The organism is Arthrobacter sp. 9V (assembly GCF_902506065.1).
GTDB lineage: Bacteria > Actinomycetota > Actinomycetes > Actinomycetales > Micrococcaceae > Arthrobacter.
In genome coordinates, this window is sequence record NZ_LR732912.1 from 1,440,166 (window position 1) to 1,462,974 (window position 22,809).

General features: G+C 61.4%; 20 protein-coding genes. 12 read left to right on the plus strand and 8 right to left on the minus strand.

All coding sequences use genetic code 11. The annotated features are described in order from the left end of the window. Position 1: 1 nt before the first annotated feature. Positions 2–1,237: an NAD(P)/FAD-dependent oxidoreductase gene (locus BACI9J_RS06785; RefSeq protein WP_159733722.1), complete on the minus strand. Its 1,236-nt coding sequence runs from the start codon at positions 1,235–1,237 to the stop codon at positions 2–4. Positions 1,238–1,396: 159 nt separating this feature from the next. Here BACI9J_RS06785 and mnmA point away from each other — a divergent pair, with 159 nt between their 5' ends. The 7 genes from mnmA (at position 1,397) to BACI9J_RS06820 (ending at position 9,903) form a co-directional block, all read left to right on the plus strand. Further along, a complete protein-coding gene (mnmA, locus tag BACI9J_RS06790) occupies positions 1,397–2,536 on the plus strand; it encodes a tRNA 2-thiouridine(34) synthase MnmA (RefSeq protein ID WP_159733723.1) in 1,140 nt (379 codons plus the stop codon). A 173-nt stretch (positions 2,537–2,709) separates the two neighbouring features. Next, positions 2,710–4,338 (plus strand): ABC transporter substrate-binding protein, encoded by a 1,629-nt coding sequence (locus tag BACI9J_RS06795; protein ID WP_159736381.1) that lies wholly within the window; start codon positions 2,710–2,712, stop codon positions 4,336–4,338. 129 nt (positions 4,339–4,467) lie between these two features. Next, positions 4,468–5,559 (plus strand): ABC transporter permease, encoded by a 1,092-nt coding sequence (locus BACI9J_RS06800; RefSeq protein ID WP_159733724.1) that lies wholly within the window; start codon positions 4,468–4,470, stop codon positions 5,557–5,559. 2 nt (positions 5,560–5,561) lie between these two features. Then, positions 5,562–6,572, plus strand: a complete 1,011-nt coding sequence (locus BACI9J_RS06805; RefSeq protein ID WP_159733725.1) for an ABC transporter permease — start codon at positions 5,562–5,564, stop codon at positions 6,570–6,572. Then, positions 6,569–8,275 carry an ABC transporter ATP-binding protein gene (locus BACI9J_RS06810; RefSeq protein ID WP_159733726.1) on the plus strand — a complete coding sequence of 569 codons (1,707 nt, stop codon included), beginning with the start codon at positions 6,569–6,571 and terminating at the stop codon, positions 8,273–8,275. Before BACI9J_RS06805 ends, BACI9J_RS06810 begins: the two co-directional genes overlap by 4 nt. Positions 8,276–8,475: 200 nt before the next feature. After that, a complete protein-coding gene (locus tag BACI9J_RS06815; protein ID WP_159733727.1) occupies positions 8,476–8,865 on the plus strand; it encodes a chorismate mutase in 390 nt (129 codons plus the stop codon). A gap of 3 nt (positions 8,866–8,868) precedes the next feature. Next, positions 8,869–9,903, plus strand: coding sequence for a hypothetical protein (locus BACI9J_RS06820; protein WP_159733728.1), 1,035 nt, complete (start codon positions 8,869–8,871; stop codon positions 9,901–9,903). A 12-nt stretch (positions 9,904–9,915) separates the two neighbouring features. Here BACI9J_RS06820 and BACI9J_RS06825 read toward each other — a convergent pair whose 3' ends face one another. The 7 genes from BACI9J_RS06825 to BACI9J_RS24305 form a co-directional block, all read right to left on the minus strand. Then, entirely contained in the window at positions 9,916–10,629 is a 714-nt protein-coding gene (locus BACI9J_RS06825) for a DUF4166 domain-containing protein (RefSeq protein WP_159733729.1), read from the minus strand. A 66-nt stretch (positions 10,630–10,695) separates the two neighbouring features. Next, positions 10,696–11,988 carry a DUF58 domain-containing protein gene (locus BACI9J_RS06830; protein WP_159733730.1) on the minus strand — a complete coding sequence of 431 codons (1,293 nt, stop codon included), beginning with the start codon at positions 11,986–11,988 and terminating at the stop codon, positions 10,696–10,698. A gap of 31 nt (positions 11,989–12,019) precedes the next feature. Next, on the minus strand, positions 12,020–13,081 hold the full coding sequence (locus tag BACI9J_RS06835; RefSeq protein WP_236558534.1) for an AAA family ATPase: 1,062 nt from the start codon (positions 13,079–13,081) through the stop codon (positions 12,020–12,022). Beyond that, the gene (locus BACI9J_RS06840) at positions 13,078–14,271 is read right to left on the minus strand and encodes a DUF4350 domain-containing protein (RefSeq protein WP_159733731.1); all 1,194 of its coding nucleotides are present in this window, start codon (positions 14,269–14,271) and stop codon (positions 13,078–13,080) included. The genes BACI9J_RS06835 and BACI9J_RS06840 overlap by 4 nt, the downstream gene beginning before the upstream one ends. Then, complete coding sequence (locus BACI9J_RS06845; protein ID WP_159733732.1) at positions 14,268–14,957, minus strand: DUF4129 domain-containing protein; 690 nt, start codon at positions 14,955–14,957, stop codon at positions 14,268–14,270. Before BACI9J_RS06845 ends, BACI9J_RS06840 begins: the two co-directional genes overlap by 4 nt. After that, positions 14,954–15,928: a glycerophosphoryl diester phosphodiesterase membrane domain-containing protein gene (locus tag BACI9J_RS06850; protein WP_236558537.1), complete on the minus strand. Its 975-nt coding sequence runs from the start codon at positions 15,926–15,928 to the stop codon at positions 14,954–14,956. The genes BACI9J_RS06845 and BACI9J_RS06850 overlap by 4 nt, the downstream gene beginning before the upstream one ends. A gap of 95 nt (positions 15,929–16,023) precedes the next feature. Continuing rightward, positions 16,024–16,224, minus strand: a complete 201-nt coding sequence (locus BACI9J_RS24305; RefSeq protein ID WP_236558538.1) for a hypothetical protein — start codon at positions 16,222–16,224, stop codon at positions 16,024–16,026. A 240-nt stretch (positions 16,225–16,464) separates the two neighbouring features. Here BACI9J_RS24305 and mtrA point away from each other — a divergent pair, with 240 nt between their 5' ends. From mtrA to hpf, 5 genes are all read left to right on the plus strand, one after another. Beyond that, positions 16,465–17,139 carry an MtrAB system response regulator MtrA gene (gene mtrA / locus BACI9J_RS06855; protein ID WP_014922244.1) on the plus strand — a complete coding sequence of 225 codons (675 nt, stop codon included), beginning with the start codon at positions 16,465–16,467 and terminating at the stop codon, positions 17,137–17,139. Further along, positions 17,111–19,120, plus strand: coding sequence for an MtrAB system histidine kinase MtrB (gene mtrB / locus BACI9J_RS06860; RefSeq protein WP_159733734.1), 2,010 nt, complete (start codon positions 17,111–17,113; stop codon positions 19,118–19,120). The genes mtrA and mtrB overlap by 29 nt, the downstream gene beginning before the upstream one ends. 5 nt (positions 19,121–19,125) lie before the next feature. After that, positions 19,126–20,835, plus strand: a complete 1,710-nt coding sequence (locus tag BACI9J_RS06865) for an LpqB family beta-propeller domain-containing protein (RefSeq protein ID WP_442858657.1) — start codon at positions 19,126–19,128, stop codon at positions 20,833–20,835. Positions 20,836–20,921: 86 nt separating this feature from the next. After that, complete coding sequence (locus BACI9J_RS06870; protein WP_236558540.1) at positions 20,922–21,902, plus strand: ComF family protein; 981 nt, start codon at positions 20,922–20,924, stop codon at positions 21,900–21,902. A 171-nt stretch (positions 21,903–22,073) separates the two neighbouring features. Then, positions 22,074–22,802 carry a ribosome hibernation-promoting factor, HPF/YfiA family gene (gene hpf, locus BACI9J_RS06875; protein ID WP_159733735.1) on the plus strand — a complete coding sequence of 243 codons (729 nt, stop codon included), beginning with the start codon at positions 22,074–22,076 and terminating at the stop codon, positions 22,800–22,802. Positions 22,803–22,809: the final 7 nt, after the last annotated feature.

Below are 22,809 nucleotides of genomic sequence, written 5' to 3' on the forward strand. Positions count from 1 at the left end.
CCTAGGCCGGCAACAGCGAGTCCAGCGGCACCCCGGGATCCCGCAGCTTTGCCTCATTCACCGGGACACGGGCAGAAATCAAGGCCTTGATGGCTTTCTGAACCCGGCGCTTGTTGACACTCATTCCAGCTACTACGTTGTTCTCCCGCAGCCAGAAAGCAATGAAGCTTCCTTCATCCAGGGAGCCGCGGATCACTGGAACGATTCCTGAAGTCAGTGAAGGAAAGCCTGAGTATTCCATGCTCACGCTGAATTGGTCCGTGTAGAAGTAGGGCACTACGTCCAGCCGGGCGTCCAAACCCAACATGGACTGCGCAGCCACCTTGCCGCCGTTGAGTGCGTTGGCCCAATGTTCACTGCGATGGTGTTCGCCGGTAAAGGGGTGGAGTGCATTGGCAACGTCTCCGGCAGCCAGGATATCCGGCGCGCTGGTCCGTAGTCCGGCATCCACTGGGATTCCATTGCGCAGGGCAAGCCCTGCGGCTTCGGCCAGCGTGGTGTCCGGCACCACACCAACGGCGATGATGACGACGTCGGCCGGAAGGGTTTCGCCGGCGGTGGTGCGGACCGCGGTGGCTCTGCCGTCCTGCCCGTCAATAGCCGCCGCGCTCGCCGGGAGGCGGAAACTCACGCCCTGTTCTTCATGGACCCGCTGGAAATATCTGCCGAGTTCATATCCGATGGCGGCGCTCAGGGGAATTTCTTCGAGTCCCAGAAGCGTGACCTCGTTGCCGTAGGTGCGGGCTGCTGCGGCCAGTTCCATGCCAATCCACCCGGACCCGATCATCACTACCTTCCGGCCCCCGCCCTTAAGGAGGGCTGTAAGTTTCAGGCTGTCATCAAGTGTCCGGAAGGTCATGACGCCCTCCAGGTCCGCGCCTTCGAGTGCGATGGTGCGGGGCCGCGCGCCGGTGGCCAGGAGGAGTTTGGAGTAGTGAAGCCTCCGGCCGCCGGCCAGTGTCACCACATGGGCGTCGGGGTCTACCCGGCTGGCCGGGCTGCCAAGGAGGAGCTCGACGTCGTTGTCCGCGTACCAGTTATCCGGCACCACCAGAGCAGAATCTGCATCCGCTTTGCCCAGTAGAAGTTCCTTGGACAGGGGAGGACGAATGTAAGGCGTCCGGTTCTCGGCGCCCACCAGGGTGACCGGTCCTTCAAAGCCTTCGGTCCGGAGGGTTTTGGCTGCCGTTGCCCCGGCAAGTCCACCGCCCAGGATCACCATCTGATCGTTTGCCATGTCAGCTCGTTTCTAAAACCAATAATTTTGACTTTAGAATCAGAATCCGGGGCGGTCAAGGGGTTTCAGGGCAAACGGCCACGCACGCTAGAATAGATGGGCACGCCGGCTGCTCCCAGCCGGATCAGTTGCTAAAACTCCCACAGACAGAAAGCCAGCATGCGAGTACTTGCAGCAATGAGCGGCGGAGTTGACTCAGCCGTAGCCGCAGCCCGGGCCGTCGAGGCCGGACACGACGTCGTGGGAGTCCACCTTGCGTTGTCGCGAATGCCCGGCACCCTGCGCACGGGAAGCCGGGGCTGCTGCACCATCGAAGATTCACGCGATGCCTGGCGCGCCTGCGATGTCCTGGGGATTCCCTATTACGTGTGGGACTTCTCAGAGCGCTTCAAGGAAGACGTCGTCCAGGATTTCATTGACGAGTACGCGGCCGGCAGGACGCCGAACCCGTGCATGCGGTGCAACGAGCGGATCAAGTTCGCAGCCCTGCTGGAGAAGGCCATAGCGTTGGGTTTTGACGCGGTGTGCACCGGACACTACGCAAAAGTCATTGAGGACGCCGACGGCAATCGGGAACTCCACCGCGCTGCAGACTGGGCCAAGGACCAGAGCTACGTTCTGGGGGTCCTGACCCACGAGCAACTCAAGCACTCCGTGTTCCCCCTCGCGGACACTCCCTCCAAGGCCGAGGTTCGTGCCGAGGCAGAGCGCCGGGGCTTGTCCGTGGCCAACAAGCCGGACAGCCATGACATCTGCTTCATCTCAGACGGAGATACCCGCGGCTGGCTGGCCGAGAAAATTGACATGACCACCGGAGACATCGTCGATGAAACAGGTGCCAAGGTAGGCGAACATCCGGGCGCCAACGCCTTTACCGTGGGGCAGCGCCGCGGCTTGAAGCTGGGCACCCCCGCCGCGGATGGCAAGCCACGGTTCGTCCTGGAGATCCGTCCCAAGGAAAACAAGGTAGTTGTGGGACCGGAAGCACTGCTGGCGATCGACGAGATCCGCGGAATCAAGGTTTCATGGGCCGGTTTGCCCATTTCCGAGGTTGCCAGCGGCGCTGAGTTCGATTGCCATGCCCAGGTCAGGGCCCATGGTGATCCCGTTCCGGCCATAGCCCGGGTGGAGAACGTCGCCGATGATACCGGGGTGGAGCGAGCCCAGCTGGTGGTCACCCTGACGGATCCACTGCGTGGCGTGGCCCCCGGCCAGACCGTTGTCCTGTATCAGGGCAGCCGCGTCCTGGGCCAGGCAACCATCGACGCTGCCCGGAGCCTGCAGCGGGAAGTCCTATAGGGTCCCGAGCCTTCGCAGCAAAAACCCTACTGGAAAGTAAATTTTGTGTCTCGAATCACAAAATAAGGGGTTTGTGACCTTCGAAGTCTGGTTGAATCGTGGAATCAAGAGTGCGCGTCGTCACAAATATCCGACGGCGGCGCGCCGAATCCATCGAACAGAAGGTTCACCAGATGGCACTGAACAAGAAGGCCCTGCACGGCGTTATCGCGCTGGCGGGCATCTCCGCGCTCGCCTTGACGGCATGCACGGGACCCTCCGGCGGCGGCTCATCGTCCGCGCCGGCCGCCGCGGGCCCCATCGCCTACGGCACGACTGACAAAGTCACCTCGCTTGACCCCGCAGGATCCTATGACAATGGTTCGTTCATGGTGATGAACCAGGTCTACTCGTTCCTGCTCAATTCCAAGCCAGGCGGTGCGGAACCCGTTCCGGATCTCGCCGAATCATCGTCATTCACCGCGCCTTCGGAATACACGGTCAAACTCAAGTCCGGGCTCAAATGGGCCAACGGGCACACCTTGGATTCCAAGGACGTTAAGCACTCCTTCGACCGGCAGGTAGCCATCAATGACCCCGCCGGGCCTGCGTCGCTGCTGACCAACATCGAAAGCGTCAGCACACCGGACGCCACCACAGTGGTGTTCAAGTTGAAGAACGCCAATGACCAGACGTTCAGTCAGATCCTCAGCAGCCCTGCCGCGCCGATTGTGGACGATGAAGTCTTCCCGGCCGACAAGATCCTTTCGGATGACGAGATCATCAAGGCAAACGCGTTCTACGGCCAGTACACCATTGACAGCTACAAGAAGAACGAACTTGTCAGCTTCAAGGCTTTCGCCGATTACCAGGGTGTGCTTGGCAAGCCGGCCAACGATGCCGCCACCATCAAGTACTACGCCAGCCCCACCAACCTGAAGCTGGAAATCCAGCAAGGCGCCATTGACGTAGCCTTCCGCAGCCTCAGCGCCACGGACATCGACGATCTCCGCAAGGACTCCAAGGTAGAGGTCCTCACCGGTCCGGGTGGAGAGATCCGTTACATCACCTTCAACTTCGACACCATGCCGTTCGGAACCAAAGCGGCAGGTGCCGATCCTGCCAAGGCCCTGGCCGTTCGCCAGGCCATTGCCAACCTTGTGGACCGGCAAGCAATCGCCGATCAGGTCTACAAGGGCACTTACCTGCCCCTTTACTCCAACGTTCCCAGCGGATTCCTCGGCGCCAACGAGTCCTTTAAGGACGCATATGGCGATGCCGGAAAGCCCAGCCTGGACAAGGCCAAGAAAGTCCTGACGGATGCCGGCATCAACGAGCCGGTGGCGCTGAACCTGCAGTACAACCCGGACCACTACGGTGGATCCTCCGGAGATGAATACGCCATGGTCAAGGAGCAGCTGGAGAAGTCCGGGTTGTTCACTGTGAACCTGCAGTCCACCGAATGGGTCACCTACAGCAAGGCCAGCCGTGCTGACGAATACCCGTTGTTCCAGTTCGGCTGGTTCCCGGACTTCAGCGATGCCGATAACTACCTCACACCGTTCTTCCCTGAGGGCGGCTTCCTGAAGAATCACTACAACAACGCCACGGTCAACGACCTCATCGGCAAGCAACTCACCGAAGCGGACAAGACCAAGCGCGAAGCGGCCATCAAGGACGTCCAGAACGCGCTGGCCAAGGACATCTCCACATTGCCCCTGCTCCAGGGTGCACAGGTGGCGGTGGTCGGAAGCGGCGTCAACGGAGTTGAGAAGACACTGGATCCGTCCTTCAAGTTCCGCCTGGGCGTAATTTCCAAGTAACCGCACCTCTGCGACTAGTTGGGAGGCGGGACACTGATCCGGTGTCCCGCCTCCTTTGCTGACCACCAACATGGCCGGCACGCATGAGACAACCCCGCGTAATCCACGGGCAGGAAATGCAGGTAGCAAATGACAACACTTATTGAGGTACCCGAGGCTGAACCCGGCATCGTTGCTCCCAAGAGCAAGTCCAAAGCCGGGGGAGGGCTGGGAAGATACATCGTGATCAGGTTCTTCCTGATCATTCCCACAGTTTTTATCCTGGTGACACTGGTTTTCTTCCTGATGAGGGTCATAGGCGACCCCATCACCGCATCCCAAGGCGGGCGCCTGCCCCCGGACGTCCTGGCCCAACGCATCCACGACGCCGGGTACGACCGCCCTGTCCTGGTTCAGTACTTCGAGTACCTCGGCCAGCTGATCACCGGGAACTTCGGCACCACCATCACTGACCGGCGTCCGGTAGTGGAGGTGCTGACCACCTTCGGCGCAGCCACCCTTGAACTCTCCATCAACGCACTGATCGTGGCACTTGCAGTCGGCATTCCGTTCGGGCTTATTGCCGCCCAACACCGGGACAAGACCCCCGATGCCGTGCTGAGGTTCTTCGCGATCCTTTGTTATGCAACCCCGGTTTTCTTCTCCGGACTACTCCTCAAACTGACGTTTTCCGTATGGCTCGGCTGGTTCCCGGTGGCCGGCAGGGCCTCCACCCGTACCGAACTGACCATGAGTGCGCTGGCGGCCCCGTCCGGTATTTACTGGCTGGACGCGCTACGCAGCGGAAACTTCACGGCACTCGCTGACGTGGCTTCCCACGCAGTCCTCCCGGCAATCGCACTCGGCCTGCTCACTGCGGGTGTTTTCCTTCGACTGGTCCGCACCAACGTGATCGGAACGCTGGGTAAGGACTACGTCGAGGCAGGGCGCTCCAGGGGCGTCAGCGAGTTCCGGCTGGTGACCAAACACGCCTACAAACCGGCACTGATTCCCATCATTACCGTCATGGGCCTGCAAATTGCCCTGATGCTCGGCGGTGCCATCCTCACTGAAACCACCTTTGAGTGGAAGGGCCTGGGCTATCAATTGGTGCAGTACTTGAATGCCCGCGACTTCGTGGCAGTCCAAGGCATCGTGGTACTTCTGGCCATCATCGTTGCCGTCACCAACTTCATCGTGGATATTATTGCCGCGCTCATCGACCCCCGAGTGAGGTACTGACCATGAGCACTCCTCAGTTGACCCGGCACAAGCAGCCCTTGTCCTCACGGCTCCCGGTGATAAGCCACCTGAAGAAGAGCGTAGGACTCCAGCGGGGCATGCTCATTGTGGGTGTTGTCCTCAGCGGACTCTTCCTGCTCACCAGCATCTTCGCCCCACTCCTCGCTCCATACGGATACTCGCAACTCAGCGACGCTTCCGGCTCGTTTCCCACCCAGGAAGCTCCGGGCGGCAAGCACCTGCTGGGAACCACAGTTGGTGGCTATGACGTCCTTTCGCGGGTGATTTGGGGTTCCCAAACCGCGGTGACCGTAATTATCGTGTCCGTGGCCATGTCCCTGTTCCTCGGCGTGATCCTGGGGCTGCTCAGTGGATACTTCGGAGGTTGGCTGGACAGGATCCTGGTGGTCGTGGCGGACGCCATCTATGCATTTCCCACCCTGCTCCTTGCAATCGTTATTTCAATCGTGATCAGCCGCGGGCAGTCCAGCTTTTGGGGCGGCATCTTCTCCTGTGCTTTCTCCATCACCGTGGTCTTCGTTCCTCAGTACTTCCGGGTCATACGCGCGGAGACCATCCGGCTCAAGGCCGAGCCGTTCGTCGAGTCGGCAAAGGTTCTTGGCGCGTCCAGTGTTCGCATCATCGGGCGGCACATTTTCAAGAATGCCACCCGGACCCTGCCGCTCATGTTCACCCTCAACGCCTCGGAAGCCATCCTCACACTGGCAGGTTTGGGGTTCCTCGGCTTCGGGATCGAGCCCACGTCCGCGGCTGAATGGGGTTTCGACCTCAACAAGGCACTGGCTGATACCTCATCCGGTATTTGGTGGACCGGCGTGTTTCCCGGCATCGCGATCGTCCTTACGGTCCTGGGGCTGACCTTGGTGGGCGAGAGCATCAACGACCTCAACGACCCCCGGATCCGTGGCCGCAAACGCGCGGGCCGTACAACGGCAGCGGTAGCGCCGGCACCGGAAACGCCAACAAACCCGGCAGAGGCAGGGAAGTCATGACCACCAACACAGGAAACGTCGCAGACCGCGAGGGAACCGATCAGCCGGTACTCGCCATTGACCGGCTTCAAGTCACGTTCGCCACCGACGGCGGGGATGTTCATGCTGTGAAAGATGTGAGCTTGAAGGTCGGAGCCGGCGAAGTTGTGGCAATCGTGGGTGAATCGGGTTCCGGCAAAACAGTGACGGCCAAGACCATCCTGGGGCTGCTTCCGGAAACAGCCATCAGCTCCGGCGCCGTGGTAATCAACGGCAACAACGTCATCAGCGTCAGCCAACACACGCTCCGCAAAATCCGCGGCCGCGATGTGGCCATGGTGTTCCAGGAGCCCTCCACGGCCCTTAATCCGGTCTTTACCGTTGGCTGGCAGATCGCAGAAGGCATTCGCGCGCACTCCACCGACGGACGGCGCATCTCCGCCAAGGAAGCCAAACGACGGGCGACCGAGGCACTTCGCAAAGTGGGAATCCCTGACCCTGAAACGCGGGTCAACTACTACCCGCACCAGTTCTCCGGCGGCCAAAAGCAACGTGTGGTCATAGCCGCTGCGCTGGCGCTCAACCCCGGGCTGATCGTGGCCGATGAGCCCACCACGGCCCTGGACGTCACAGTCCAGGCCGAAATTCTCCAGCTCCTGCGCGACCTGAGGGACAACTACGGTACGTCGATCGTCCTCATCACCCACAACATGGGAGTGGTGGCGGATCTGGCGGACCGCGTTGTAGTCATGTATCAAGGCGATGTTGTGGAGGAGGCTCCGGCCAAGGTCCTGTTTGCTGAGCCCCGTCAGGAGTACACCAGGAAACTGCTGGCCGCAGTGCCCCACCTCGGACGCAACTCTGCATCCGAGGGTGCCCGTGGCCGGCTCCACCAGGACGGCAAAATCCTGGTGGAAGCAAAGAACCTCACCATCGAGTACCCGGGGCGTTTCGGCAGGCACGGATTCAAAGCCGTGGATGATGTCAGCTTCACGGTCTCGGAGAATGAGGTCTTTGGGTTGGTGGGAGAATCCGGTTCCGGAAAATCCACCATTGGCCGGGCCATAGCCGGACTGACCAGGACCACCGGGGGGAGCCTTAAGGTCCTCGGGTACGAGATGCTGGACTTCAAGGAGCGTTCCTTCCGTCCGCTTCGCAAGGACATCGGATTCGTGTTCCAAGACCCGGCGGCGTCCTTCAACCCGCACCTCACCATCGGTGAATGCGTCGCCGAACCGCTGCTGATCCACACCAGGCCAGGCGCGGCTGAGGCGAGGAAAAAGGTAGGTGAGTTGCTCGAATCAGTCCAGCTGCCGGCGTCGTACGCTGAACGTTACCCGCACGAGCTCTCCGGCGGGCAACGCCAACGCGCTTCCTTGGCGCGATCCCTGGCGCTCAACCCGCGCCTCTTGATCGCTGACGAACCCACCTCCGCCTTGGATGTCTCGGTGCAGGCCAAAGTCCTGGATCTGTTCAAGGACATCCAGGAGCAGTACGGTTTCGCGGCTCTCTTCATCAGCCATGACCTCGCTGTTGTGGACATGTTGTCCCACTGGGTGGGCGTCCTGTATAAGGGCCGGCTGGTGGAGCAGGGGATTGGCAACCATGTAATGGGATCACCGCAACACGACTACACCAAGAGGCTCATCGCTTCCCTGCCGGTGCCGGACCCTGATGAACAAGCACGACGTCGGGAAGCTCACCGCTCGCTGTTGGGTGGCTGAACCGTCTGGCGGGCAGATGAACGGGCAACGTAATAAGTAAAGAAGGTGCGCCGCTCGCCTTGGCTGGTCGAGGGGAGGGGCGCACCTTCTGCGCGTGAAGCGGTCCCGTACCGGCAAACACCACGGATGCCCTGGCGGCCCCGGATCCGGCGGCAGGTAACACCCGCGAGGGCACCGCCCCACACCATAGACTGGGGTGCATGACCGAGCAGAACAACGCCCTTTCCCATGACGCCGATTCCTTCAACCCGGCAGCGAGCTCCTTGGCCGGCCACGTGGACCGTGCTGTCATGGATGAGCTGCTGTCCATCCGGTCGAGCATCGACAACATTGACGCAACGCTTGTTTTCCTGCTCGCGGAACGATTCAAGGCCACCCAAAAAGTGGGAATCCTGAAGGCCACACACAAGCTTCCCGCCGGAGATCCCGGCCGTGAATCGGCTCAGATTGCACGCCTGCGCAGACTCGCCGAGGATGCGCACCTGGACCCGGCGTTCGCAGAGAAATTCCTTAACTTCATCATCAGCGAAGTGATCCGCCACCACGAAGCAATCGCCGAGGATCACCAGATTTCCAGCCAGCAGGCGTAAACCATGACCGAACTCGATGGCGTACGCGCAAGCGCCACCGCATTGGGGCCGTGGCCCGGCACCGATCCCGCGGAAGCAACCCGGATCATCCGGGGCGAGTTGGGGGACCCACACCTTCCCTTCCTGCCCGAATTGCCGGATCGCGGGGTGGGGTCGGATGCTGCGGGACGGACAGGCTCGTTACTGGTTGACCTGGCACTCGACGTCCAGCCGCACGGCTGGCGCCTGGTGGACAGACCGGGAAAGGACGCCCGCCGCGCCAGCTCGGCATTGTCCACCGACATCAACATTCTGGCCGACGTCGCCGGGGCCGAGGACGTTTCAGCAAGCGAGTTCAAGATCCAATTGCTGGGACCCATGAGCCTCGCGGCAAGTCTTCACCTGCACAGCGGTGAACGGGCACTCCTGGATTACGGCGCCCGCAGGGACATCGCCGAATCTTTGGCAGCCGGCGTCGGAGGGCACCTGGCCCGAATCGCCGCGGCCGTCCCGGGTGTCCGCCTGGTGGTTCAGCTTGACGAGCCGGAGATTGCATCAGTCATGGCAGGGACCATTCCAACGGCCAGCGGTTACCGAACTCTACGATCCATCTCCGGGGAGGAAGTCACAGGTGCCTGGAAGGTGGTGATCGACGCCCTGAAATCTGCGGGCGTCGTGGAGACTGTGGTTTCCGTGCCGGAAATCGAAGCGCCCATCGAGCGGATTCTCGCCGCCGGGGCCGACGGCGTGGCGGTGCCCTTGAAGGCCCTGACAACCCGGCAGTGGGAGCAGTTGGCCGCAGCTGTGGAGGACGGGAAACGTGTGTGGGCCGGCGCGCTTTCCACCACAGACCCCCGGGCACAGCTTCCCCGCACGGCTGAGGTCATCGAAAGCATCTGGAAGCCGTGGCGCCAACTGGGCCTTCCTGCCGCCGGACTAGCCGGACTCCGCGTCACGCCGTCGACGGGATTGGCGGACTTCACTCCGTCAACGGCCAAGGACGTTCTTAAAAAACTGACCCACGTGGCTGACGGACTGGACCAGCTGGCTCAGGGCTGACGTCCATAAGCCTCAGATTCTTTTTTCCCAGCGGTCCGGTTCCGCGTACCGGGGCAGCGCAGTGCCCGGGGCTGCTCCCGGCAGATAAGGCACCAGGCGGTAGTCGAAGCGTCCTGCATAGACAAGCACCAGACCGATTTGTGGCTGGATGACCTTGACTTGGATGCGGTGTTTTCCCTCTGCACTATCCCACCACTGCTCGGCATAAGCACGGGCATCGAGGGCTGCGGGCAGCGGAATGCGCAGGGGGCCCAGCAAAAGCCTGCTGGCTTTGGACACACCCCGGAGCCGGCCCTCGGCAGTTACGCTCACGTCCAGGTCAGTGACCAAGCGACGGTATCGGCCCACGTGGTCCACCAAACGGGCGTTTCCATCCCCGTCCTCAGGCAGGATGGCACTGGTCGTATCGTGGAAGAGGCGCGTTCCTTGAGGAAAGTAGATCTCCCGGCGAGCGGTCAAGGCCGGGCGTCCGAAGGGATCCACATGGGCATGGTTTTCGATCCGAAACGCAATGCCCTCTCCATATTCAGGAAAGAAGGCCTCCTCGCTGCCTGTTAGCGCAAGGAGCGGCCGCAACCACTTCTGCCGGCATCCCACAACATCGAAGACTCCTTGGCCAACTCCGTAGGAGCCGGATCCGGCCGCCAACGAAAAATACTCTTGGAGCTCCGGGGTAAGCCGGGCGAATTCCTCGCCAAGTGCCAGTTGGTAGATGGGGGTACTCATGGCGGTCCTTCCTTGGACACAAGTGGAGCGATATCTTTTGTCGGAGCGCGGACTTACATCCTCGCGTTAGAGCCGCCCGGCTGCTTTCAGCCTTATATAGGCATCAGCGAGCAGTGGGGGAACGTCATGGGGCTCAGCGTCCACCACTTCGGCTCCGAGTTGCCGGAGCTGAACCATCACCGCGGAGCGTTCCAGCAGCGCACGCTCGGCAGCGGCTGCACGGAACACCTGACTGGCGGTGGTCCGCTCTTCCTTCATGACAGAGAGCACGGGATCCCGGACTGAGGCCACCACCACAACGTGCTGGCGGGACAATTGGGCCACCGTGGGGAGGAGCCCTTCTTCGGGGGCGCCGCCGTCGAGCGCCGTTAAGAGCACCACCATGGAGCGGTGCGCCGAGACCGCACGCACCTGGGCGGGAACCTGCTGCCAATCGAGCTCGATCAGTTCAGCCTCCAAGGGGGCCATGGCCTGAACGAGCTGACCCAGTAAATTCCCCTTGGACGCCGATTCCACCCGTGCGCGCAGTCTGCGGTCGTAGGCGAGGAAGTCCACGCGATCGCCCCCGCGCTCGGCCAGTACTGCGAGTAGCAGGGCCGCCTCAATTCCGGTATCCAGCCGTGGTTCATCCTCGATTCTTGCCGCAGCTGTCCGTGAAGTATCAAGAACAATCACCACTCGCCGGTCTCGCTCCGGGCGCCACGTCCGTACCACAACAGAGGTGCGGCGCGCGGTAGCACGCCAGTCAATGGACCGGACGTCGTCGCCGCGGACGTAGTCGCGCAGTGAATCGAACTCGGTGCCGGCCCCGCGGATTTGCACAGCCGCCTTGCCGTCCAGCTCCCGCAGCTTCCGGAGTTTGGAAGGAAGATGGCGCTTGGAATGGAAGGGTGGGAGGACCCGCAGCTGGCCGGGCAGGATGCGTGTTCGCTGCCTTGCCGCCATGCCCAGAGGACCCATGGAGCGGATGGTCACGTGGGGGCTTTTGAGGTCCCCGCGTCGGCTGGGAACCAAGGTTACTGTCATGCGGCGACGCTCACCGGCCGGGATTACAAGGGACTGCGAAGGATTGACGGCCCCCGCGGAAGGCTGCCAGGCATCCCTCACCTCGGCCCGCAGCTTGCGCTTGGTGGGGTTTGTGACAGTCAAGACGGAGTCCGCTTTGCCCTCGAGGGTGACGTTTCCCGGCAGGATGCGATCCAGGGCAAGTTGAGCGGGCGAAGCCGCCAGCACCACATCCAAGACCAGCACAAGAACCAGTCCCGCACCAACAACCAGCACGGTGCTCCAGGTGGGGAAAGCCACCAACGGAACCAGACCCAGAAGGGCCAGCAACACAAAACGACCCGTTATGGCCACTCAAGCCCCCTTGGCCGGCGACGTCCCGTGATCACCGGGGCACCGGGACGGAGGCCAGAATGCTGCCCAGGACATCGTCCACCACGATCCCGTCCATTTGGGCTTCGGGCCGCAGGCCAACCCTGTGCCTCAGGCAAGGCAAGGACAACGCCTTGACGTCGTCCGGGGTGACAAAAGACCTGCCGGACAACCAGGCCCATGCCTTGGACGTTTTGAGCAGCGCGGTGGCCCCGCGGGGCGAAACGCCGAGTTGGAATGACGGCGCAGACCTCGTGGCGCGGACGACGTCAACGATGTAAGCGAGGATTTCCGGGGCCACAGCCACCTGCTCAACGGCAGCCTGGGCGTTGGAAAGCTCGACGGCGCCGGCCACCGGCCGCACGCCGGCTGCGGACAGATTACGCGGATCGAATCCAGCGGCGTGACGTCGGATGACTTCGATCTCCTCAGCCCGCCCGGGCAGCGGCATGGTCAGCTTGAGGAGAAAGCGGTCCAGCTGCGCCTCCGGCAGGGGATAGGTGCCCTCGTACTCCACAGGATTCTGGGTTGCCGCAACAATAAAGGGACTCGGCAGCGGACGGGACACGCCATCGACGGAGACCTGGCGTTCTTCCATTGCTTCCAGGAGTGATGCCTGGGTCTTCGGCGGAGTCCGGTTGATCTCGTCGGCCAGCATGATGTTGGTGAACACCGGGCCCTCACGGAAAGTGAACTCTGAGGTATGGGAGTCGTAGACCAAAGATCCCGTGACGTCACCAGGCATGAGGTCCGGTGTGAACTGGACGCGTTTGGTATCCAGACTCAGCGCCGTAGACAAAGCCCGGACCAAGAGGGTCTTCGCAACGCCGGGGACGCCTTCCAAGAGAACATGTCCCCCGCAAAGCAGGGCGATCAGCATGCCGGTTACGGTGGCATCCTGACCAACTACAGCTTTGCCTACCTCGTTCCTGACATTGAGCAACGACTGCCGCGCCGGATCCTCGAGGGGCTGCCTCTGGCTGGTCGTTCCTTGCGGGGGTGCCTCCGGCTGCAGGGTGTCCGGCTGGGGCGTCGTATCCGCATAGTGGCTGTTGCTGTCCGTGTGGCTGCTCATCGGGCGATCGCTTCCTGTTCGATTCGTTCAATTCGTTGTGCCCACTGCACCAGTTGTCCTTCGCTTTGCGGCCTGAAGTCGATCAGGACGGAGCGGATCTCGGTGGGAGGCAGCTCTACGTGGCGGGCTGTTGTGTCCAGAAGTGCTTCGGTGGTGGCGTCAGGTCCCAGGTTGAAGTGCTTGGCCAGCCGTGACAGGGTTCCTGCCCTCAGGTTCCGGGCGGCTCTTTCCACAGCCCTGGAGTCTTGGTACAGACGTGCACGGCCTTCTGCTGTTTCGGCGGCTTTGACCACCACGGGCAGAGGTTCAAAAACCAGGGGACCCATGCGCCTACCCCGCCATGCGATGGCCAGCAGGGCCACGAAGCCCAGCCACGGTCCCGCAAAGGCAAGCCACCGTGGCGCAAGTTCGTTAAGCGTGGGGCTCGCATTGGACGCCGGGATATCTCCCACGCCGGGGATGTACCACACGAGGTCGGTGTTATTCCCCAACGTTCGGAGGGCGAGGGCGGCATTGCCCTCCAGCGCCAGGTGTTGATTGTCCATGAGCTCCCTGCTGCCCAGAACAATGACCTTGCCATCGGCCGTTTCCGCATACAGCCCGGGTCCGGTTCCACGCGGGGAGTAGCAAACGACAGGCCCTGAAAAGACGGAGCCCTGCGCAGTTACCCGGCCCGCTTCCAGGGCGTCATCCTGGTCGCAGCCGGGTTCAATGTTCTGTGTCGCTTCCGGAACCACGCCGCCGGGGCGGATTTCATCAGTGAGCCCATTGAGTGTCCTCAGCCGCGGGGTAACCACCACAACACGGTCTGCGGCTGCTGTGATCTCCTCAAGCTGGGATCGTTCAAGGAAGCCCTGCGCGTCGAAGAGGAAGACCGTTGTGTCATCCCTGGTTGCCAGCGCATCCAACGTGTCCTCGAACGTCTCTGTCGGCGTGACGGATACACCGTGGCGTCCCAGGATTTCCGCCACCGCCATGCCGCCATCCGGTGCCGGGTTCCGTGCGGATAATCGCCGGGAGTCTGTGGCACCGGCAACGGAATCGATGGCGAGGAAAATCACTAAGCCAACAAGCAGGGCTCCCAGGGCAATCCATACCAAGTGTTTCCGGAACCAGGCTTTGAAGCCTTGCCCGGCTGAACGTCCCGGGGGCGCAGCGTTCTCCCGTACCAGGGGTTCCTTGATTGTCATCGGGGTACCGCAAATCCGGTATTGGCCTGTCCTGCGAAGTCAGGCTTCAGTGTAAGAAGTTCAGCGTCCAATTGGCGGACCGACTCGTAGTCCGTACGTGCTGCCGGGTGCTCGCCGTACCGCACAGCGTCGAAAATACCGGCAGCGTCAATCAGTTTGGCTTGCGCCGTGCCAAAAACTCCGCCCAGCTGAGCGGCGGCTTCATCTGCGGTCCGGCCGGCTCGAGCATCAATGATGTCCCGTTCTTCTGCGGAACGGACCAAAGCACGGAACTGATCGACGACGGCGGCAGACCAGTTGCCGCCGTCGGCTGCTGACGCCGCCCGCGTACGGTAGCCCGCGGCGTCCACAGTGTCGTCGTCTCCGAAGAGGTCGCCGGACTCCTTAGCCCGCCGGGCGTTAAGCCTCGGCCGCACGAAGATGATGGCAGCGACAATGAGCACCAAAGCCAGAAGCACCATCAAGGGGACAGCAAAATCAGGGCCGGCCCCTGATCCACCATCCAAAGATGAAAGCCAATCCATGAAATCCCGCCACATCTGTTCAAGCCAGCCGGGCGTTGCGTCCGGGTACCGGGGGTTGGATAGCTCCTCAACAGCCCAGCGTCGCGCTTCGTCCCGATCCGGTGTGACAGGCGGTTCCATCAAGGCCAATGACGAAAAAATCCCGATTGCTGCTGCTCTCATGCGAGAGGTTGCTGCCCGGGGGGAGTGGATGGAAACTGTCCGCCGCTCGGTGGCCAGGAGGTGTTTCCGGTGTTGCCGGGCACAGTGGAAGGTCCGCCGGGGATGCCTTCAGGATCGGAACCGGTTTCCATTAATCTCATCAATTCAACGTCCAGGCCGTCCCGCCGCATACGAAGGTCCATATAGATCAGGCCGGATACAGACGCTTGAAAGGCGAACGTCACGGAACCCACCAACGCTGCGATTGCCGTGGAAATCACGGTAGTCAAAATCAAGGTGGAGGTCATCGAATCGGGGTCCGGATGCGGAGCAACTACACCACCGACTGCGGCAGAGACCAAAGAAACAGGAATTTGGACAATTTGGGCGATGATTCCGACCATGATGGCTACCACCAAGGTGATGCCGAAGATGCGCCACCAGTTGTTCTTTGTCAGCTGCCAGGACCGGAGCAGGCCGTCGTAAACGCCGGTCCGTTCCACCACGATCACGGCGGGGGCCAGCATCAACTTCAGGCCGATCCACAGGAAGGCCACAACCGCTCCCAGACCCAATGGCAGGACGATCAGCAGCGCGGCCGGCCCCATGGCTGTAAACAACAAGATCGAAATCCCGATCAGCGCGGCAACGGCGAGCAAGCCACCCAAGGTCAGCAGCGCCGCAACGCCCAGCAGCGGCAGTATGCGGGGGATCGCAAGCTTCCACATCTGTTTGAAACCTGTCCGCCGGTTGAGCACAGAGCGCGAGACAGGCACCACCAGAACCCCTTGAAGCACGGATCCCAGGAACCCGATCAACACCGAAACCCCCAGGGTGCCTGCCATGAAGGCCAAGAAGGGGCCCATCGCGTCGGTAAACTCTGCTTCCGAACTGACGGATTCCAAGGACGTCGACATCTGGACCATACCCACCGTGACAAGGCCGATCAGGATTGCTCCGAGGGCTTGTACAATCAGCGCGGAGCCAAACATGGAGGCAGCATTGCGGCGGATCGTCTGGAAAGAGCCGTCAAGGATCTCACCGAACTGCAGCGGCCGAAGGGGAATGACTCCCGGCTTAGGGGGAGCTACGTAGAGAGGTTGACCGTAGGGTGGTCCTGCTGGCCATCCCGCAGGAGGCTGGCCTGAATGATTGTGTCCGCCGCCCTGCGGCGCAGCCCAACCTTGGGGAGATCCCCATTGCGGTTGACCACCCCACTGTGGTTGACCACCCCACTGTGGTTGACCACCCCACTGTGCTTGACCACCCGGCGGCGGATTCTGGCCATGCTCTGGTTGTGACACGTTTCCCTCCCCATAAGATCCGGCCCGCCGACTCCCGACGTCCCCCAAACGGACCTTCGCACCCAGCCTATAGTCCCGCCGTCGTCCCACATAGCACTGCTGCCCAAACGTCCCTCGCGGGGGTAGTGAGTGATGGGTGCAGTACGGTGGAAGTGCTCCGCGGGCGCCATGCCGTGCGCCGCGCCCAACGGGACAAAGACTTGGCGATAAGGGAATATATAACTATGAAGGCACGCATTCTGGTAGTTGACGACGACGAAGCACTTGCAGAGATGATTGGCATCGTCCTGCGCAATGATGGCTTCGAGCCGGTGTTCTGCGCAGACGGCGGCCAAGCTTTGGAGGTCTTCCGCTCCTCGAAGCCGGACCTCGTGCTCCTGGACCTGATGCTCCCGGGCTCGGACGGGATTGAGGTGTGCCGGCAAATCCGCGGCGAATCGGACGTACCCATCGTCATGCTCACTGCGAAGTCTGACACTTCGGACGTGGTCCGCGGTCTTGAATCCGGCGCAGATGATTATGTGCCCAAACCCTTCAAGCCTGCTGAACTTGTAGCGCGGGTCCGCGCACGGCTTCGGCCCGGTGACCAGAAGGCCCCTGAAACCCTGCGTATTGCAGACGTCACCATCGACGTCGCAGGTCACTTGGTGACCCGGGGCGGAGAACGGATCTCGTTGACGCCCCTTGAATTTGATCTTCTGGTCGCTTTGGCACGGAAGCCGTGGCAGGTGTTCACACGCGAACTTCTGCTCGAACAGGTGTGGGGATACCGCCACGCCGCTGACACGCGACTGGTCAATGTCCACGTCCAGCGGCTGCGCTCCAAAATTGAACGCGATCCCGAAGCGCCCGAGGTCGTTTTGACGGTGCGTGGTGTCGGATATAAAGCAGGTTCCTGAGTCCCCGGTCGGCAAGACCGGCACGGAGGGCGGAGGCCCGGCGACCAACAATCCCGGTCCGGCCGGTGTCCATCAAGTGACCCCGGCACCGTCAGAGTCCCCGAAAGCTTCCGCTGAGCACCAGGAAGCGTCGCCGGAGCATCCTGTCACGCCAGATACGCTGCCCGGCAGGAACGTCCGGAGTCTCTCCTGGTTCCTTTCCAGGGCGCGGATCTGGACACGCCGCGGCCTGATCCTGGTTCTTCGTGTTTCGCGGCTGGTTTCTCTTGGCGTGCGACAGATCCGGCCGGGCCTGCGCTTCGTTTGGCGTTCACTCCTGCGCCGCTGGCGCCGGTCTTTGGAGTTCCGAACGGTCCTGACCACATTGCTGCTGGCGGTGACCTCGTTTGCGATTGTGGGCGCATACCTGTCCAACCAAATTGCCAACAACCTCTTTCAGGAGCGGCTGGCCCAGGCGGAATCCGAGTCACGCTTCAACGTCAAGCAGGTCCAGGACACGTTCGACGGCGCCCAGGTCACCGATCAGTCAAGTGTCATCACCTTGGTCTATGACACCTTGACTGCCGTGGAAGGCCGTGGCTCGGTCATCCAGCGCAGGTATGTCTTCGAAGCGGCTCCGGAACAAACAAAACCCCGCAACCGCTGGGTTGAGTCGCGCGCTTCGGACCAGCTGACCGTTCGAGTGATTCCCCCCGAGTTGCGAAAGGCCGTGCAAAGCGGCGGTAAACAGCAGTTCTGGGCCTCGACACAGTTCCCCGTGGGAAATGAGGACAGACCCGGTATCGCCGTGGGAAATATGGTCACGTTCAATGGAACGGCCTACGAGTTGTACCTGATTTACGATCTCAATACCGCTCAACAAACACTGGACGAGATCCAGAATGTGCTGTGGGCGGGCGGGGCGGCCCTGGTCCTCATGATCGGTGCCATTGCCTGGTACGTGACCCGCAATGTTGTCAGTCCGGTCAGCCACGCTGCCGTGGTGTCTGAAAAGCTCGCTGCCGGCCAATTGCAGGAACGCATGGTGGTCAAGGGGGAAGACGAAGTCGCGAGGTTGGGCGCGTCCTTCAACCACATGGCCGCAAGCCTCCAGGAACAGATCACCCAGTTGGCCACCTTGTCGCAGATGCAACAACGCTTTGTTTCCGATGTGTCCCATGAACTGCGTACCCCGCTCACAACGGTACGCATGGCTGCTGAGGTCCTGTTCGATGCCCGTGAAGATTTCGACCCCATGAACAAGAGGTCCGCAGAGTTGCTCTACCACCAGGTTGAGCGCTTTCAGTCCCTCCTTTCAGACTTGCTGGAGATTTCACGCTTTGACGCCGGTGCCGCCGTTCTTGACGCGGAACCACAGGACATCTTCCAAGTGGTCTCCCATGTCATGGAAGGCGCTGCTCCGGTAGCCGCGGAGTACGGCTCGGAAGTGCGGCTGAATGCGCGCCAGAAGAGCATCATCGTGGAGATGGATTCCCGCAGGATTGACCGCATTCTCCGTAACTTGTTGCTCAACGCCCTGGAACACGGCGAGGGGAAACCAATTCATATTTCCGTTGCGGCCAACCATGATGCAGTTGCAGTGTCCGTGCGGGACCACGGCATCGGAATGACCCAGACCGAGGCAGCCAGAGTCTTCGACCGTTTTTGGCGGGCAGATCCTGCACGTGCCCGCACCACCGGGGGCAGCGGCCTGGGTCTTTCCATCGCTGCTGAGGACACCAAGCTTCACAACGGCTGGCTGCAGGCATGGGGACGAAAAGGGTCCGGCTCGAACTTCCGCTTGACGCTTCCACTGCGGCAAGGCGGCACCATTGTGAAGTCTCCGCTTCAGCTCGAACCTGCGGACATCGAATTTCCCGGATCAGCAAGCGAACGGCAGATGCTCGTGCTGGGCCCGGAATCCGGAAGCACTCTGCCCCGGCCCCAAACCCTCGGCGGGCAAGCCGTGCCTGGCGACGACGCAGCGAGGGGTAGCTCGTGAGACCGCTGAGTTCAGGGCGCAGGAGGGCAGTGGTCGCGCTGTTTACTGTGCTGATGGTCCTGCTGGCATCCTGCGCACAAATTCCCCGCTCCGGGCCGGTCGGCAAGAGCAAAGACGAAGGCGCCGGCAACCCCAATGCACCTGTCTTTTTCCCTGCTGCTCCGCGGGCAGGTTCCAGTCCCGAGACTGTGATCGAGGATTTCTACATGGCCGGCAGCGGTTATGAGGATGACTACCCGGTGGCCCGGCAGTACCTGACGCAAGCGCAGTCCGTGACGTGGAAGCCGGACAAGCGGGCCCTGGTGTTTCGAGAGGCACACGTGGTTAAAGCAGCGGGGGAGAACGAGTACCTCTATGAACTCGACCTCGCATATTCAGTGGACGCCGATGGTGTGGCAACCCAGTTTCCTCCCGGCACCAAGGAAACCATTCCCATAACGCTCGAGCAGGTGGAGGGAGAATGGCGGATTTCCAAGGTGCCTGATGGCACGGCCATCCCGGAGGAAACCTTCAAGGTGATCTATGGGGCCAATCCCATCTACTTCTATGACCCGACGTTTACCTACGCGGTACCGGACTACCGGTGGTTCATTAAGAAGAACACCGTCAAGTCCATGACCAGTGCTTTGCTTGCCGGCCCGGCCCCGTATCTGAGAGGGGCAGTAGTCAGTGCCTTCCCCTCCGGGATGAAACTCGCCCGGGAATCGGTGCCGGTTGTCTCCGGTGCGGCGCAAGTTGACCTCTCTGCCAAGGAACTTTTTGACGCCTCCGCCGAGGACCGCCAGAGGATGCAAAACCAGTTGGCTTTGACTTTCCGTAGTCAGCCGGATGTCATCAACGTTCAGCTCCGCGCTGATCAGGATCTGGTACGCGTTGAAGACAACGGGACTGTTCTGCCTCCGGTGCTGGACAAAAGTGTCCCGGCCCGCCAGATCGCTGTGAACAACGGCGATCTGGTGCGCTACGAGAACAACAGGGTCACGCCGCTGCCGGACATAGCGTCGGTTGCCGGTCTCGGTCCGCATTCGCCCGCAGAGTCGCCGGTCTCCCAGACTGCTGCTTTTCTTAATGGGGACAAAACCACTCTTTACTCCATCGAACCGGGGCAGGCCCCGCGGCAACTTACCACCAGAAGCACTCTCACCGGTCCCTCCTTCAGCCCGCACGATTGGGTGTGGACAGCGGGCCCTGGTGCCACCGGTGTTGCCGAAGTGGTGGCTTACAAGCCCACAGGCATAGCTGCCGGTGCCGCAATTCCCAGCGTCACCATGACGCCGGCCTGGCTCACCGGACGAACGGTGAAGGACTTCAGGGTTTCCCGCGAAGGAACAAGGGCGCTTGTGATTTCCGAGGCAAACGGTAAGTCCGCCGTGCAGATTACGGGCATAGTCCGGAACCCGGACGGTGTTCCAAAGGACCTCACTGCTCCTATCACCCTGCTCAGCAACAGTGCCGCTGACCAAGGCGCGTGGGTCAACGGGTCGACGGTAGCTGTAATGTCCGGCTCGGCTACTGCAACGGTGGTTCCGGAGCTCTTGTCGCTGGCATCGGGTGAACCGCAGCAACTGGCACCCTGGGACGGACTAACCAGCCTCAGCGTCGGAAACGGTGCCGAGCAAATTTACGGACAGTCGGCTGCCGGTATTTTCCAACGAGTTGGAAATGGCTGGGAGCTCCAGCTGAAAGGACCTACCGAGCCGGCATTCCCGGGCTGACTTCCCGGGAACGGGCCTGCTTCACTTATCCACATGTCGGGCTACAGGCCCTCCCGGGGTAGGGCCTGCACGTTCAGACTGGGAGGGTGACCTCCTTTTTCCTTGACCTGTGGCTCATTAGCCATCACTTGCGCCGATTCGATCCCGACTTGAACATGCCCCAACATGTTGGCGCGCGTCGTCGTGGTCCGGACCCCCGAAGAACAGGCAGGATAATCGCCACGCTGCAGGGCACCCTGGTTGATCTGCTGGCCGTGCTCATCCCTATGGACTGTGTCTCCTGCGGGAGGGAAGATGCAGTGCTTTGCGACAGTTGCGCAAGGAGGGTCCGTCAGCTGTGCAAGCAGCCGTTCCGGGCCGAACTGGAATCGCCCGCGTTGCTTGATGTCGATGGAAAAGCAAAGATCGGGGTGGTGGCGGCGGGGCCGTACCGGGATGAGCTGGCCCGGAGCCTCCTCGCCTTTAAACACCATGGGCAGTGGCGTCTTGCCGCTGTCCTGGCTCCCTGCCTAAGCAAAGCCGTGAAGACCGCCATTGGTGGCCGCTCCGGCTACTGCCTGGTTCCCGTCCCCAGCAGCGGCAAGGCTTACCGCAAGCGAGGCTTCAGCCCTGTACATCTCCTGCTGTTTTTCATTCGCATGCGCCGGATGCTGCCCCTATGTCCAATTCTTGACGTGCTGCGTAAATCAGGGGAGCCGCCGGCACTCATGGCTGGCCCCGACGCTATCCGACAGGTGACTGGCCGGCTTATTGACGAGGTCTCCGGACATGCGGCCGTGGAGCACGGAGGTGGAGGTCAAAAGGGCTTGGGAAGGGGTGAACGTGCCCGCCGGGTCAGAGGATCCATGAGACTACGGCGCGGACGAACCGGCGAGTTGAAGGGCCGGAAGTGCATTCTTGTTGATGATGTCCTAACCACCGGCGCGACGCTCGCTGAAGCAGCACGGGCGGTCACGGCAGCCGGAGGCGTGGTCTCCGGCGCTGTTGTGCTCGCAGCCACGAGGCCACCAGCCTACGCTTCCATCGCTGCCGTGGACGACCCCGCATCAGTCATTAAGACTCAATGAAAAAATAAGTGGCTAAAGGATGAATAACCGGTGGCGATGAACTAACGTCGGTTGTGGGTACCAAGAAAAAGATGTACCTGTCGATAGCGGCTCGGAAAGGGGCTCGACTGTCCGTCAGACAAGCCCCCAACAGCGCCGTTGTCGTGTCACCTGAGTTATTTGGAGGGCACCATGGAGTTCATGATCAGCGGACGAAATCTGACAGTTTCTGACCGCTTTCGCGAATATGCCGGCGAAAAAATCTCAAAGATTGAATCGCTGGGGGATAAGGTCCAGCGGGTTGACGCAAAGGTTTCCAAGGAAACCAATCCAAGGCAGACGCCTGGCGAGCTCACCGTAGAAGTGACTGTCCTGGGCAGGGGCCCTGTTATCCGTGCCGAGGCCACAGCCGCTGACAAGTTTGCTGCCTTCGATCTCGCGTACAACAAGCTGCTTGAGAGGCTTCGTCGGGCGAAGGACCGTAAAAAGGTGCACCACGGCCGCCACACGCCAAAGGCTGTGCGGGAAGCTACGGCAACACTTGAGCCAGCCAGCGCGAGTGAGCCGCTGTACGTCGAGGCGAGCAATCACCACGAGTCCGCACCGGCGCTCGATGAGCGGTCTCCGTACGATATTGAGAACGACATTCCGGCAGGCGACTCACCTGTGCTGATCCGCCGGAAAGTTTTCCCTGCCGCATCGCTGACCCTCGATGACGCTGTGGACAACATGGAGCTTGTCGGACACAATTTCTATTTGTTCCTGGACAAGGAAACGAACGCGCCTTCGGTTGTATACCGGCGCAGTGGCTGGACTTATGGTGTGATTACCCTCGACTCCACCTGCGAGCCCGGCGAGGAAGCCGTGGAAGAGAAGATCCACGCCTACCGCTCTGATGATCAGGCGGCCACCGCCAAGTAAAGCTTCA

Bases quoted from the DNA above. Each gene is read 5' to 3' on its own strand.
- mnmA (WP_159733723.1), top strand. From the start codon at position 1,397: ATGCGAGTACTTGCAGCAATGAGCGGCGGAGTTGACTCAGCCGTAGCC.
- BACI9J_RS06800 (WP_159733724.1), top strand. From the start codon at position 4,468: ATGACAACACTTATTGAGGTACCCGAGGCTGAACCCGGCATCGTTGCT.
- BACI9J_RS06835 (WP_236558534.1), bottom strand. From the start codon at position 13,081: ATGAGCAGCCACACGGACAGCAACAGCCACTATGCGGATACGACGCCC.
- BACI9J_RS24305 (WP_236558538.1), bottom strand. From the start codon at position 16,224: ATGGCCAGAATCCGCCGCCGGGTGGTCAAGCACAGTGGGGTGGTCAAC.
- BACI9J_RS06825 (WP_159733729.1), bottom strand. From the start codon at position 10,629: ATGAGTACCCCCATCTACCAACTGGCACTTGGCGAGGAATTCGCCCGG.
- mtrA (WP_014922244.1), top strand. From the start codon at position 16,465: ATGAAGGCACGCATTCTGGTAGTTGACGACGACGAAGCACTTGCAGAG.
- BACI9J_RS06820 (WP_159733728.1), top strand. From the start codon at position 8,869: ATGACCGAACTCGATGGCGTACGCGCAAGCGCCACCGCATTGGGGCCG.
- BACI9J_RS06840 (WP_159733731.1), bottom strand. From the start codon at position 14,271: ATGACAATCAAGGAACCCCTGGTACGGGAGAACGCTGCGCCCCCGGGA.
- BACI9J_RS06785 (WP_159733722.1), bottom strand. From the start codon at position 1,237: ATGGCAAACGATCAGATGGTGATCCTGGGCGGTGGACTTGCCGGGGCA.
- BACI9J_RS06850 (WP_236558537.1), bottom strand. From the start codon at position 15,928: ATGTTTGGCTCCGCGCTGATTGTACAAGCCCTCGGAGCAATCCTGATC.
- BACI9J_RS06805 (WP_159733725.1), top strand. From the start codon at position 5,562: ATGAGCACTCCTCAGTTGACCCGGCACAAGCAGCCCTTGTCCTCACGG.
- BACI9J_RS06845 (WP_159733732.1), bottom strand. From the start codon at position 14,957: ATGAGAGCAGCAGCAATCGGGATTTTTTCGTCATTGGCCTTGATGGAA.
- BACI9J_RS06815 (WP_159733727.1), top strand. From the start codon at position 8,476: ATGACCGAGCAGAACAACGCCCTTTCCCATGACGCCGATTCCTTCAAC.
- hpf (WP_159733735.1), top strand. From the start codon at position 22,074: ATGGAGTTCATGATCAGCGGACGAAATCTGACAGTTTCTGACCGCTTT.
- BACI9J_RS06810 (WP_159733726.1), top strand. From the start codon at position 6,569: ATGACCACCAACACAGGAAACGTCGCAGACCGCGAGGGAACCGATCAG.
- BACI9J_RS06795 (WP_159736381.1), top strand. From the start codon at position 2,710: ATGGCACTGAACAAGAAGGCCCTGCACGGCGTTATCGCGCTGGCGGGC.